10 protein-coding genes, 1 other RNA gene and 1 pseudogene are annotated in these 13,720 nt (G+C 39.1%); 9 read left to right on the forward strand and 3 right to left on the reverse strand.

Going from position 1 to position 13,720, the window contains the following annotated elements; all coding sequences use genetic code 11:
• Positions 1 to 35 precede the first annotated feature (35 nt).
• Positions 36 to 1,241 carry an aromatic amino acid transport family protein gene (locus P20495_RS07575; RefSeq protein WP_008137068.1) on the reverse strand — a complete coding sequence of 402 codons (1,206 nt, stop codon included), beginning with the start codon at positions 1,239 to 1,241 and terminating at the stop codon, positions 36 to 38.
• A 215-nt stretch (positions 1,242 to 1,456) separates the two neighbouring features.
• Here P20495_RS07575 and P20495_RS07570 point away from each other — a divergent pair, with 215 nt between their 5' ends.
• On the forward strand, positions 1,457 to 2,338 hold the full coding sequence (locus P20495_RS07570; protein ID WP_033016020.1) for a DMT family transporter: 882 nt from the start codon (positions 1,457 to 1,459) through the stop codon (positions 2,336 to 2,338).
• Positions 2,339 to 2,369: 31 nt separating this feature from the next.
• On the opposite strand, the gene P20495_RS07565 is transcribed toward P20495_RS07570, so the two are convergent.
• Entirely contained in the window at positions 2,370 to 3,248 is an 879-nt protein-coding gene (locus tag P20495_RS07565) for an OmpA family protein (protein WP_007379022.1), read from the reverse strand.
• 207 nt (positions 3,249 to 3,455) lie between these two features.
• Here P20495_RS07565 and rnt point away from each other — a divergent pair, with 207 nt between their 5' ends.
• Positions 3,456 to 4,148: a ribonuclease T gene (gene rnt / locus P20495_RS07560; protein WP_008137071.1), complete on the forward strand. Its 693-nt coding sequence runs from the start codon at positions 3,456 to 3,458 to the stop codon at positions 4,146 to 4,148.
• On the opposite strand, the gene P20495_RS07555 is transcribed toward rnt, so the two are convergent.
• The gene (locus tag P20495_RS07555; protein ID WP_008137073.1) at positions 4,132 to 5,757 is read right to left on the reverse strand and encodes a DUF342 domain-containing protein; all 1,626 of its coding nucleotides are present in this window, start codon (positions 5,755 to 5,757) and stop codon (positions 4,132 to 4,134) included. The two genes, rnt and P20495_RS07555, sit on opposite strands and share 17 nt — an antisense overlap.
• 553 nt (positions 5,758 to 6,310) lie before the next feature.
• Here P20495_RS07555 and ssrA point away from each other — a divergent pair.
• The 7 genes and pseudogenes from ssrA to P20495_RS20700 all read left to right on the forward strand — a co-directional run.
• Positions 6,311 to 6,667: a transfer-messenger RNA gene (gene ssrA / locus P20495_RS21645) on the forward strand.
• Between the two features lie 339 nt (positions 6,668 to 7,006).
• Positions 7,007 to 7,114, forward strand: a pseudogene (locus P20495_RS21650) (site-specific integrase); the annotation flags it as partial.
• A 529-nt stretch (positions 7,115 to 7,643) separates the two neighbouring features.
• Entirely contained in the window at positions 7,644 to 8,567 is a 924-nt protein-coding gene (locus tag P20495_RS07550) for a restriction endonuclease (protein ID WP_008137076.1), read from the forward strand.
• Position 8,568: 1 nt separating this feature from the next.
• Positions 8,569 to 11,031 carry a class I SAM-dependent DNA methyltransferase gene (locus tag P20495_RS07545; protein ID WP_008137077.1) on the forward strand — a complete coding sequence of 821 codons (2,463 nt, stop codon included), beginning with the start codon at positions 8,569 to 8,571 and terminating at the stop codon, positions 11,029 to 11,031.
• Positions 11,032 to 11,317: 286 nt separating this feature from the next.
• Entirely contained in the window at positions 11,318 to 12,361 is a 1,044-nt protein-coding gene (locus P20495_RS07540) for an Abi family protein (protein ID WP_008137078.1), read from the forward strand.
• Positions 12,354 to 12,554 (forward strand): hypothetical protein, encoded by a 201-nt coding sequence (locus P20495_RS07535; protein WP_008137079.1) that lies wholly within the window; start codon positions 12,354 to 12,356, stop codon positions 12,552 to 12,554. The genes P20495_RS07540 and P20495_RS07535 overlap by 8 nt, the downstream gene beginning before the upstream one ends.
• Positions 12,547 to 13,720, forward strand: a 1,174-nt coding sequence (locus tag P20495_RS20700) for a restriction endonuclease subunit S (protein WP_050548476.1), incomplete at its 3' end; no start/stop codon positions are given. The genes P20495_RS07535 and P20495_RS20700, both read left to right, overlap by 8 nt.

Consider the following 13,720-nt stretch of genomic DNA (forward strand, 5'->3'; position numbering starts at 1 on the left):
TTTATTATCTAAATTTAAACAAAAAGCAGTAACCTTTAACCGATAGCAGGAATAAGCCCCGCCATTTGCATAAACTGCGCAGTAATAATAGTAACTCCGCACACTGCTGCAATTCCAAGTCCTACATTTCCGCTACGGACTTTATAACCCGCTTTGACTGAAGAAGAACGGCGTTGTTTATAAACCATTGCCACGGGTAAAAATACAGCAAGAACAACAAGTGCAATTGCCGCATAACCTAAAGCCATAATAAAGCCTTGAGGATAGAATAATGCAAAGCCAAGTGGTGGCATAAACGTAATTAAGGCTGTTTTAATTCGGTCTGTTTTATTGTCACCTTTTTTAAATGCATCGGCAAAAAAGTCGAATAAACCTAAACTCACCCCTAAAAATGATGTTGCAAGGGCTAAATCAGCAAATAACTTAACGGCGGTCGTTACGTTTGGGTTATGCGCAATACCTGCCACGCTAGATACAAACCCATTAAGGCCTTGGCTGTTGAGTAAATCAGCTTGGCTCATAATACCTTGGCTCAGTAATTGCCAAAAAATATAAATCACTAAAGGCAGAGCAGCACCCGCGATCATTACTTTGCGCAGTACTTTTATTTCAAGGCCTACGTATTTAACAATAGATGGAATAGAGCCATGAAAGCCAAATGAGGTAAATATAACGGGGATCGCTGACAATATTAAGCCTTGCTCTACTGGCATCTCTAATAAGTGCTTACCTTGAACGTAGGGCGTTAACATATAGAACAAGCTAGCAAGTACAATGATTTTTATTGTAAATAACACCCTGTTTAATTTATCTACTTTACTGGTGCCTAGTGTTACTACACTCGCAATTATGACCGCCAATACAATTGAACCAAGTTGTGGTGCTATATTCACACTTAAACCTATATTTATACGCTCTTGGAGCTGTGCTCCGCCACCTGCAATATAAGCGGCACAAAGTGCATAAAATAAGAAAATCATCGAAAAATTAGCCACATACTGCCCGCGTTTTCCAAGCCAAAGTTTAGCTAAAGTATTTAAAGTAGCATCACGTGGTGCGTACTGATGAAGCTCTAACATAAGCAACGCTGTGTAAGTCATTAACATCCAGCTCGCGACTATTAGCACTAATGCGGTATTAAAACCAAGACCGGCAGAAGCAATCGGTAATGCTAGCATTCCGGCACCAATAGTGGTTCCTGCAACAATTAACATGCTCCCTATTGTTTTATTTTTAAGCACTTAATTACCTTAATTATTATTAATATACATGCACGATATAACTAGTTACCTAAAACTTAAATAGTTTTATAATAAAACGCTGCAATTAAAATGTAACTTACAATTTACAGCTGTATTTATTAAGGCATTTAGTGTTTAAAAAGTACTAAAATACAGTAGTGAGCGTATAATTTATTCTTTAATATATTCATTTATAAAAAGCATAGGGATGGCACGTGCCTGTTAAAGCTTCGTATTTTTTAATGGTTCTCATATGGTCTACAACGCCGCTAGGGATAGTGTGGAGCAGCGAAAGCGTATCGCCAACACTTGCAGTCCTCATGCGTATGCTTGTGGGATTGTTTATAGGCGGCTTAATAGTTGCTATTACGAATATTAGAGTACCTTGGAGTAAAAATGCGTGCTTGCTTTATTTTTATTCGAGCATTGGTATTTTTGGTGGCATGTTACTTAGCTATATGGCTGCCAAAACGGTTCCCTCAGGAATTATCTCACTCATGTTTGGTCTAGCGCCGATTTTGTCGGGATTACTCGCTCAGCAACTACTAAACGAACCCAAATTTAGCCCAATTAAGTTAACGGCACTGGCATGTGCATTAATCGGTTTATATTTTGTTAGTTACAATCAAGTGCAGCACTCACAAACCCAAGGTATAGGCCTACTTTATGTGTTTATGGCTGTGTGTTTTTTTAGCTTAAGTGGGGTAATGATAAAGCGAGTACAAATAGCAATTCACCCAATGGCGACCACCTTTGGTGCTTTAGTTTTTGTAACGCCACTATTTTTTATAGCGTGGTGGTTACTCGATGGAGAGTTGAATACTGCAAATTGGAGCGCAAAATCACTTTGGGCTATTGGGTATTTAGGCGTGTTTGGATCACTGATCGGTGCGCTTGCCTACTTTCATGTTTTACAAAACTTAAATGCAAGTACAGTAGCACTTACTACCTTAATTACCCCCAGTTTTGCTTTAGGGTTAGGTGCATGGCTAAATAATGAAATGCTTAGTCGAGAGTTGCTGATAGGCGCTGTTATTATTTTGATTAGTTTAGGTTTTTTTCAATTTGGAGACAAATTTTTGAAATCGACAAATTAAAAACCCAAGACTAAAAGCGCCCTCAGTGTGATCACATTTTAGCTATTTGGATAACTAAACGACGGTTTTTATTACGCCCTAAAATATTTTCGTTTGTATCCACAAAGCGTTTTTCACCTAAACCAGTTGTTTGCACTTTTGCTTCATCAACACCTAAACTAACCATGTAATCTTTAATTGATTTTGCACGTTTGCGTGAAAGGTCAAGGTTATTCCAACGTCCACCATAGCTATCGGTATACGAATCAATGCTAATGGATTCAATACTCGGATCGTTTTTTAAATACTCGGCAATCTTATCTAAACGCTGCTGCGAAGATTTAGTTAACTTACTGCTATTTGATTGATAATTCATAATGGTAAATGAAATGTCTTCAAAGCTATAAGGGAGTAATTCATCTCGACACTGTAAAAATGCCCAATACGCCTGTTTAAAATTAACACTTGAAATACCAACGGCAATTTTATCGGCACTGTTTTGCCAGTCTTGATAGTAAAAGGTAGGGTAAAAGCCCTTTTCAAGTTCGGTTAGCATCTCCCATGATGTTTTATTGTCTAGCTCACCGTCAAACTTTTTGAGTAGCTTCATATTGGCAATATCGCGTGTAGGTAAGCCCGCACGCCAAGTAGGGGGGACTGCTTTTAAACCCGCTATGTCATAATTTTCAGGCCTGACAACCATATCTAAATGAAAGCTGAGATTTTTGTTTTTACTTGCTGAAGCTTTAAAAATAGCCTCTCCATAGTAAGGAACTTCATGATTTAATTGGCATTGTAGCCTTGTTGTTTTAACCACTTCCCAGTTAGAGTTATCTTGATTAGCTGTATATTGGCGCATAGCAGCATAGGCACTACTGTGGCATAGTGCGCTGGTGATACTCAGGCTAATTAATAGCAACTTAAACTTCATGGGGCATGCTCCAACACATCTTTCATGCCAATAATTTGGCAAAATACAGAGTAATTATATTTCAAGGTCAATAACACCTAGCTAGCTTAAACTTTAAAGCAAATTACATGCCTACAATTTAAGGCGCAATTAATCTAGCAATGCACTAGCCGAAAGGTACTCACTTTTGACATAATAGTGGGCTTATACCTATAAACCAAGAATACTATGGCAAATACTGAGCAAACACTTTTCGCAAAACGCTTTCGTGGCTTTTTTCCGGTTGTAATTGATGTTGAAACAGCGGGCTTCAATAAAAATACAGACGCTTTACTAGAAATTGCCGTTTCAGTTTTAAAAATGGATGACGAAGGATTGCTCAGCATAGATCATACCGTACACTTTCATGTAGAGCCATTTGAAGGCGCAAACATAGAGCAAGCTGCAATTGAGTTTAATGGTATCGATCCCTTTTCGCCATTACGCGGCGCAGTGCCAGAAGAAGACGTTATTAAAGAAGTTTGCAAAGTGGTACGCAAAGCTCAAAAAGCAGCAGGGTGTCAACGCTCTGTTATTGTGGCGCACAACGCAGCGTTTGATCATGGCTTTTTAAATGCAGCTATAGAGCGTAATAATATAAAACGAACACCATTTCATCCCTTTGTAAGTTTTGATACAACCACTCTTGCAGGACTTGCGTTAGGGCAAACTGTATTGGCTAAAGCATGCCGCGCTGCCGGTATTGAATTTGATAACAGCCAAGCACATTCAGCACTTTATGATACCGAGCGTACCGCTGAGCTGTATTGTTTAATTGTAAATCGTTGGCAGCAACTAGGTGGTTGGCCGTTAGCGCCACTAGATGATAGTGACGCCGAAGTGGATACACAAGATGGCACCGAAACTAAAATGACTGAGTAATTTTTCCTTCATTTAGTTTTAATAAATGGGGTGGATAAATACGCGAAAACTGTTTTGAATCTTTTGCTATTTTAAGTTCTACCCCTGGGTGCATTAACTCATTCACTTTTAGGCGGCAACTTGAAAGCAATTGCGTGATTTTTCGCTTAATCAACAATTTTTGACGATTAACATGCTCTGTACGTGCTTTTATATGTTGTTCATTTTCGGTTATTTTATTCAATAACTGCTGACGCTGAGTGGGCTCTGCAACTTGTCCCGCTTTTTTACGAGCTTGTTTTAAAGCAGTTACTTTAGTTGCAAGCACTTTTTCAAAATCAGCAATCTGGATCTGCTTGTCACGAAGTTCAAACCAGTTTTGTGCTAAAAGCACACGAGTTTTTGTTCCCGCTGGTGCACCGAGTTCGCCGGTTTCAATACGCATAGCGTCTAAAATATTGCCACCAATAATTTTACCGCGAGGTTTATCTGCTTTACCAACGCGTATTAACCGCCTTGCACTCATATCACAATGCAGTGCTTGGCGTTCAATAAATAAATCTTGTTCTGTTTTTATATTACAATATTGAGCGTAGCCAATTGAAATAGTACGCAAAGCTGTAATATGGCATGTAAATGCTTCATTGTTTTCGCGTTTTCGACCAATAGCCCCCTGCATAATTGTTACAGCACTTTTGCTCTCAACAATACCTGATTCTACAAACCCTATAACGGTAATATCGCCGTTTGCTTTAACATGCATACCGTCTTTTATATCACCGCTGATTATTACGCTACCATCAAAATCGACATGGCCAGTACTTACATCAATGTTATCAAAGCATAAAACATCATCTACACGCATACCGCGAGGCAAAGCAACGGGTACACCTTTGCAATCTGCAATAAGTATATCTGGGTTGTTGGGGTCTATTTTAGTCCCTTCGAAAGGTTGTAATTGGTGCTCTTTTCCTGGTGTAGCAGGAATAATTTCACCAAATATAGTGTAGCCATCTTCACCGCGAGTGGCGGGTATGCGCTGCATAAGAGGTGTACCTGGTTTTACCGTGATGATTGCGCCAAGGTTTTTCATATCAACCTTACCGCCTTGAGTTGCTTGAGGGCTAAGCACACGATCTTGGGCTGTTGAGCATAAACGGACAAATCTAGCATCTTTGCCATCTTTAGGGTTACGTCCGTGAGCAATTATTGCACTGTAAGAGCTTCCTGCTGGTTGTTCAAACTGTTGACCTAAAAAGGAATCAAGCGCGCGAGGGCTTATTCCTTTTTTAACACCGGCATCAGCCAGTGCTTTTTGCGCACCTTCCATCGATAATAATAAACCACCTTTTGTAGTGGTAATGGTTGCTTCTGCTACCATGCCTTTTTCATCGACATTAATAACAACAGTTGCATTTACAGCCTGAGCAATAATTAACGACTCTTCTTTATAATCTTTGCTTTGAGAAAAAAGTTTACCAATGTTAGCCGAAATAACGTCAAAATCACAGTAGTCAGATTGTTCTAGCAGTTCAATTAACTGCGTTGCAGTTATTGGAAAACCACTATCAACAGGGTGTGCTATTAAAGATAAGTACCCCGTTTCTTCATTAAATGAAAAAACCGACATTTATTTATTCCCTACTTAATGTGCCTGTTATTATAATTGTTATATTTATTATTGCTTTAAGGTGCATTTTTAATCCGATCAAAAAAGCCAGCACTCTATTGGAGCACAACTAGAGTCTCGTGTTAAGTAAATGTTGTTTAACTATGCAGCTATTTATAAAAATATGATTATTTAATAGGCAGTTAGTATGAGGGCCTGCTTATTTTTTGAAGTTAAATTTGCCGAAGTGTATTTGGTTTTTATGCAAGGCAAAGCCTATGCTGTGCGGTTGTTCCCCATAGATAGGCGATAACGTAGCATAAATGCCAAACACGCTGCCCTTTGGGCTCGCTCCAAGGGCTATTTACTCATTGTTGCTCGATTTTTACTTAGCCTACTACCTACTGCTAGGCTACAAACTTCGCGCCGCAATTAAATCACCTCTATATAGAACAAATTTCAACCTAAAAGGTCAGCGAGTCCTAACAGATAAAATAAAAGCGAGTTAGTTCTTGAGTATCAGCGCCTTACTCAGTTATACTGCTCGCACGCTCTGAATGAGTTTACTGATTCAGGGGCTGATTAGGATTCGACGGAATTCAAGACGCCCAAGGTGCATGTCGAGGTGCGGTTTGCCTCGTTAAACAGCCGCAACCTAAAGTAATCGCAAACGACGATAACTACTCTCTAGCAGCTTAGGCTAGCTAGCGCTCCTTCCATGTATTCTTGTGGACTGGATTTTGGAGTGTCACCCTAACACCTGATCGCGACGGAAACCCTGGCCGGGGTTGAAGCGTTAAAACTAAGCGGCCTCGCCTTTATCTATCGTGTTCGTCCGAGATTTAAAGGTTAATTAAATGACGATACTAAACATGTAGTACCGACGGTTGAGGCTTTTCGGACGGGGGTTCAAATCCCCCCAGCTCCACCAATAAAGGTTTTTGAACTCGTTATTCGAAAACCATAAGAAACCCGCAAATTTGTTAATCCAAATTTGCGGGTTTTTTTATGCTTATAATTTAATTATTAATGATTGTTCAACGTTTGTAATAACTAATACCAATCTGCTTATATATGGGGTCTATTTAACATTAAGAAAATTACGCTAGAACTAGACAAAAATTTTTGTATCTAGTTGTTCTAAATAAAAAATTTTTAACGACGTTATAGTGCAATTTAATTCGTTAAATTGATCAAAGATTTATGTAGGTTGGTATAAGCCTTAGCTGCTATTTCAGCGTTGTACAGCGCTGTAAGTAAAACCAATATTAACTTGCCAAAGGGGCAGTGTAGCCATGCTTTAAGGCATACTTTCGCGAGTCATTTTATGATGAACGGAGGGAATATTTTACTGTTACAACAAATACTTGGTTATGCTAGTAAGCTTGGACCAAAAGTATAAAAGTGAGTTAAGAAACTCATTGAATGAGAGGTTCGATTTAATTCAAAAATTAAATCAATGTAAAGTAGCGCTTAGTCTTTTTTACTTACTAACCAGCATTCTTCAAAAAGGAAGTTCTGCTCTTCGAAAGATATTAGCTCATTACTGGCGTGTCTTGCAATCAGTAAAAAACGACTCTTCAAGTAGACTTGCATATAGAGAGGGTAGTTAAATGGCTAGAGGCGGTAAAATAAAAAACAGGAAGTAACCGAACAAGCTACCAAATAATCAAATAAAAAATATTATTTCCTTTATTAACAGTGAATTAAGTTTATTTAAAGTCGTTCGAGTTTAATTTTAAAGAGTGATCGCTCTTATATTCGATCACCTTTGGTGCTCAATTTTATCATTTAACTACCATGTAAAAGTTAAACCAGAGTTTGCTTTGATAAATAGCATAACTTTATATAGTATCCTTATATACATTAATGGATTAGCCCCATTCTTAGGCTGTAAAGGAATACTTGTGTCACTCCCTGATTACCAATCTTTTATGACCCCGTTGCTAGCATGTTTAGCAAATGGTAAGACCGTTAAACTGCGTGATATTGATGCCAATGTTTACCGTAAACTTGGGCTTAGTGCCGATCAACTAAAGCTCCGCATACCGAGCGGTAAGCAAACCTATGCCTATCACCGTTTGGGTTGGGCTAAAACCTACTTAGTGCAAGCAGGTTTAATAGAGCAACCCAAAAGAGCCTTTTGTAAAATCACACAAAAAGGGCTAGCTGCAATAGAGTCGGGCGAGCCAATTAATAACCAATACTTAAGTAAGTTCGATGCTTTCCTCGATTTTAAAACACGCTCTAAAGATTCAAGTGAGCCCACACAAGTAAACACCACCAGCATAGTAAGTAATAACGCTGATAAAACCCCTGAAGAGCTCATAGAAGCTGCAGTAGACACGCTCAATACCAACCTAAGTGACGAAATACTAAAAGCGATATTAGCAGCATCCCCCGTATTTTTTGAAAACCTAGTGGTCGATTTAATGCTCGCCATGGGTTACGGCGGATCACGCAAAGATGCAGGCCAAGCCACTCAATACACGCAAGATGGTGGTATTGATGGTGTAATCAAAGAAGATAAACTTGGCCTTGAAATGATATACTTGCAAGCCAAGCGTTATACCAATAAAACAGTTGGCCGCCCAGATATACAAGCCTTTGCAGGTGCGCTTGATATGCACCGTGCTAAAAAGGGCGTGTTCATTACCACCAGCAGCTTTAGTAAAGATGCCCTTGAATACGTAGGCATGATAGAAAAGCGCATAGTGCTGGTGGATGGCGCACAACTAACCGAACTCATGCTTACCCATAATTTAGGCGTAAGCACCAAACATGTATTTGAAGTAAAAGCGCTCGATAGCGATTACTTTATGGAAGATTAAAATGACAACTAATAATAACTTTTCTCAAACCGCTGCATTTATCTGGTCAGTAGCTGATCTCCTTCGCGGTGACTTTAAACAGTCTCAATATGGTCGTGTTATTTTACCCTTCACCTTACTACGCCGTCTTGAGTGTGTGCTCGCACCAAGTAAAGATGCAGTAGTAGCAGAGTTTGAGCGCATTAAAGCTTTAAACTTACCAGAAGATGCGCAAGAAAAGCTATTAATGCGAGCTACAAACGGCTTAACCTTTTTTAATACCTCGCCTATGGATTTAGGCAAAATGGGTCAAAGCGATATTAAAGCCAATCTTGAACGTTATATTCAATGTTTTTCAGCTGATGCCCGCGAGGTTTTTGAGCACTTAAAGTTTGATGAGTTTGCTGGTTTATTAGATGACGCCAACTTACTTTTTAAAGTGGTACAAAAATTCTCTAAATACGATTTAAGCCCACAAGCTATATCAAACCACGATATGGGTTTAGTGTTTGAAGAGCTAATACGTCGCTTTGCTGAAAGTTCTAACGAAACCGCAGGTGAGCACTTTACCCCACGCGATATAGTGCGTTTAACTACCTCACTTGTATTTATGGAAGACGACGACGCCCTAACCAAAGAAGGGATTATTCGCACCATTTACGACCCAACAGCAGGTACTGGCGGCTTTTTATCATCAGGTATGGAGTACGTGCACGAGCTTAACCCTAATGCAGTTATGCGTGCATTTGGCCAAGAGTTAAACCCAGAGTCTTACGCTATTTGTAAAGCCGATATGCTTATTAAAGGGCAAGACGTAAGCCGCATTAAACTAGGTAACACCTTATCGAATGATCAGCTAGCAGTCGATAAGTTTGATTACATGCTATCTAACCCTCCGTTTGGGGTCGATTGGAAAAAGATTGAAGGCGATATTAAAGACGAACATACACTAAAAGGTTTTGGTGGTCGTTTTGGTGCAGGCTTACCAAGGGTATCAGACGGTTCATTGCTATTTTTAATGCACCTGATTAGTAAAATGCGCGATACCTCTGCAGATGTTACTAACAGCGGCGGACGTATTGGTATTATTCTAAATGGCTCACCTTTATTTACGGGCGGGGCAGGCAGTGGTGAAAGCGAAATTCGCCGTTATATTTTAGAGTCTGACTTACTTGAGGCAATTATAGCCTTACCGACTGATATGTTTTACAACACAGGTATTGCTACCTATGTATGGGTATTGTCGAACAAAAAAGCGCAGCAGCAAAGCGCTGAGCGTAAAAACTCAGAACGTAAAAATAAAGTTCAGCTAATTAATGGTACTAACCTATGCGGTAAAATGCGTAAATCTCTTGGTTCTAAACGTAACATTATGAGCGAAGACGACATAAAACTAATCACTCGCAGCTTTGGTAACTTTGAACAAGTAGAAACAACAACACTTGAAGAGTTAGGCTTAACTAAACCAACCGAAGCTAAAAGTAGCCGAGGTCGCCAAGCGGCTAACCCTAAAGCCGATGTAGCAAAAACCTTTGCCAGTAAAATATTTAATACCTATGAGTTTGGTTATCGCCGTATCACTATAGAGCGCCCACTTAGGTTGTCAGCGCAAGTAACTGATGAAGCCATTGCATCACTGCGTTTTGCTCCTAAGCCTTACAATACAGCCATGATGACGTTGTATGAAAAGTTTGGTAAAGAGTGGTCTACGGATAATTTAGGTGGCAGTTCGGGTAATAGTCAATATGGTGATTTAAGCACTGTCGAAATTGAAGCAAGAGCCATTATTAAAGCTGACTTCCCCGAGCTGAAAGAAAAACAAATTAAAGATGTATTAGAGCCTAAGCTTTGGTTATTCCAAAAATCCCTCATGGAAAAAGCGCAGCAGTTACAAACACAATTAGGCGATGATGCGGGTGGCAAGCAGCTGCAATCAGACGATTTTAACCAATTTGACATTACCTACACACAAGCGCTTAAAGTCTTAGATATTAAGCTCGAAACTAAAGAGAAAAAACAACTACTCGATGCCATTACCTTTAAAAACCCAGCGGCAGAATGTGTGGTTGATAAATTATTTAAAGATTCAGCAAGCCCAATGTACGGTGCATTTGAATATCAAGGTAATGTAACAAAGTGGCAAGGTAAAGTTGTTACTTATAAGCAAGATGGCGACTTACGCGATAATGAAAATGTACCGCTAAAAGAGGCTTATTTAAACGGCTCAGCTCAACCAAGTATCAGCACAACCCAAATGGTTGAAAACTACTTTAACCGCGAGGTAGCACCCCATGTAAGTGATGCATGGATAAACGACACTAAGCGCGATGACAAAGACGCCGAGCTAGGTATAGTAGGCTACGAAATACCGTTTAACCGCCATTTTTATGAGTACCAACCACCACGTGATTTAACCGAGATTGACGAAGAGCTTGATGCTGTGAGCAGTGACATTATGAAGTTGTTGCAAGAGGTGCATTCGTAATGAAATATTGCGATCTTAAGTCATCAAATATAGTGACTTTGCAGCTAAAGCTAACCTCATGGTGGGTTAAAACCCAACAAATAACTATTATTAATTTACTATTGTTATTGACCTTATCGTCATTAAAAACTAATATAATACGCAATATACCCGCCAAGCCTATGTGCTTTGATTTATCAAAACTCATGCTGAAATTGTGCGGGTTTTCTTTTTTCTACGCCTTAATAACTTCCTCCTATTTAAAAAATACATGTCATCTAGTTAAAAATTTCGATAGGGAATTGATGTGATCCCGTTTTTCAAACCCTCGATTAGCCTTGATGAGCAAATAGCATTACTCCAGCAGCGTGGGCTAAGTATAAAAGAACCTGAACGAGCTAAACATTATTTGGAGGTTATTAGCTTTTTTAGATTATCAGCCTATATGCGGCCTTTTCAAAAGTTACACCATGAAGAGCACCCATTTAATGAAGGCAGTGAGTTTAAACAAGTGGTTGCTTTGTATGCTTTTGACCGAGAGCTTAGGCTGTTAATTATGGACGCGGTTGAGCGCATTGAAGTTGCTACCCGCTCCATGTTTAATAATGTTATGGGCCCAAAGTATCAACAAGACGATGAGCCTTATAGTGGCTCTCACTGGTACATTGACCGCAATCACTTTAATCGCAATTATGATCATAATCGATTAATTAAATCATTAAGTGATAAGCAGGATAAAGAGCGCGGCATTTTGGCAAGAGAAGCTGCAAAAATTAATAATTCGCCGCAACATACCCCCCAAAAAAAAGCGGAACTAATTAATCTAAAGCAACGTGAAAACTATTGCCGATATTATGTGAGCCATTATAACGAGCCTAATTTACCACCGTGTTGGGCAGTAATTGAAGAGCTAACACTCGGCGAGCTTTCTCACTTATATAAAGGGTTAGTTAAAGACTCCGACAGAAAAGCTATCGCTAAGCGCTTTAATGTTCCTCAGGATAAGTTTGCGAGTTGGTTACACACACTTACCTTTATTAGAAATTGTTGTGCACATCATGCTCGCTTATGGAATAGGGAGTTACCTATTGCACCCAAGCTACTAAGAGACGCAGAATGGCAGTTACCCACAGTATTGCCTAATAGCCATATACAGCCTGCAAAACGCTTATACTCCGTTTTATTATTGCTGGCACACCTAATGAAAGAAGTAAGCCCCGACAGCCAATGGACAGACAAGCTTGTTCAATTAATAGTTAAGCACCCAGAAGTACCTGTTAGAAATATGGGGTTTCCTGAAAATTGGGCAACGCATCCATTTTGGGCTTTGAAGGATGATGAGAATGTATAAAAACAAACACCTAAAATCACCACAACGAACAGAACATAAACAATGGCTTACTGAGCTTAAACATAAAGTGGCATTAAGCCAGCAAAAAGCCATTGTTAAAGTGAATGCCGAGCTTTTAACCTTGTACGGGCAATTGGGCAACAACTTGTTGCCCAATTGGTTTAAATCTCAATTTGGAGGTTCGCATGAGTGAGTTAAAGGCTAGCAAGTATCAGGCATATTCTGAGTATAAGGATTCAGGGGTTGAGTGGGTTGGTTGCATTCCTTCGCATTGGAAAACTATTTCTGTTAAATATATTGCTGACTTGATTAGCACAGGAGGAACACCTAAAGATTCCACTTCCTTTACAGATGAAAATGAAGTTCCTTGGTTTTCACCGAGTGATTTTCATAATGGTTCTAGTTTAAGTTCAGCTAATAAGTATGTTACTTGGGAGTCAGTAAACACTAAAGATTCAAAGCTTTATAAAGCTAATTCAGTTTTAGTTATTGGGATCGGTGCAACTTTAGGAAAAGTTGCCCATTGTTTGACGCCTTTTTCATGTAATCAGCAAATTAATGTGATCAGCCCCAATTATCGTGTGGATGATTTTTTCCTAATGCATGCGCTTTCAATACAAAGCGAGCAAATGATTCAAAACTCAAATTCCTCCACCATCGGAATTATGAATCAAGAGAAAACCAAAGATCTTATCATCGCTTTGCCTGCAAAAGTTGAACAACAAAATATTGCCAATTTCCTCGATCACGAAACCGCTAAAATCGATACCTTGATTGAAAAGCAGCAACAACTGATTAAGTTACTAAAAGAAAAGCGTCAAGCAGTGATCAGCCATGCAGTGACTAAAGGCCTCAATCCACAAGCCCCAATAAAAGATTCAGGTGTTGAGTGGTTGGGTGAAGTGCCTGAGCATTGGGATGTTATTAATATGCATTATGCACTTAATGCTATTGGTGATGTTGATCATTATATGCCTCAATCAGTTGATAAAGGTATACCTTATGTAATGACTGGTAACTTAACCGAGCTTGCCAGTAACATCAGTTTTGAACAATGTAAGCAAGTTAGTAAAAAGGATTATTTAAAGCTATCAAATAAAATTAAAAGTGCCAAAGGTGATGTGATAATGGCTAGATACGCCACTATTGGCACAGTATCTTATATTGATATAGACAGAGATTTCTTAGTATCTTATTCATGTGTGACAATTAAGCCTAACCCCTTAAAAGTAGTAGGTCTTTATTTATATTACTATTTCAAGTCACATGCTTTTCTTGAGGGTATTCAAAGTCAAATAAATACGAACACACAAGGCAATGTTGGGGTTAATGATTTAAAAAAGATCAAAGTAACGCTCT

Origin of the sequence: Pseudoalteromonas sp. BSi20495, from assembly GCF_000241185.1 — a bacterium.
In the GTDB taxonomy this organism is placed as follows: domain Bacteria; phylum Pseudomonadota; class Gammaproteobacteria; order Enterobacterales; family Alteromonadaceae; genus Pseudoalteromonas; species Pseudoalteromonas fuliginea.

What these genes read in the sequence shown, in the direction of transcription:
- P20495_RS07555 (WP_008137073.1), bottom strand. Translation starts at nt 5,757, where the DNA reads ATGTCGGTTTTTTCATTTAATGAAGAAACGGGGTACTTATCTTTAATA.
- P20495_RS07565 (WP_007379022.1), bottom strand. Translation starts at nt 3,248, where the DNA reads ATGAAGTTTAAGTTGCTATTAATTAGCCTGAGTATCACCAGCGCACTA.
- rnt (WP_008137071.1), top strand. Translation starts at nt 3,456, where the DNA reads ATGGCAAATACTGAGCAAACACTTTTCGCAAAACGCTTTCGTGGCTTT.
- P20495_RS07545 (WP_008137077.1), top strand. Translation starts at nt 8,569, where the DNA reads ATGACAACTAATAATAACTTTTCTCAAACCGCTGCATTTATCTGGTCA.
- P20495_RS07535 (WP_008137079.1), top strand. Translation starts at nt 12,354, where the DNA reads ATGTATAAAAACAAACACCTAAAATCACCACAACGAACAGAACATAAA.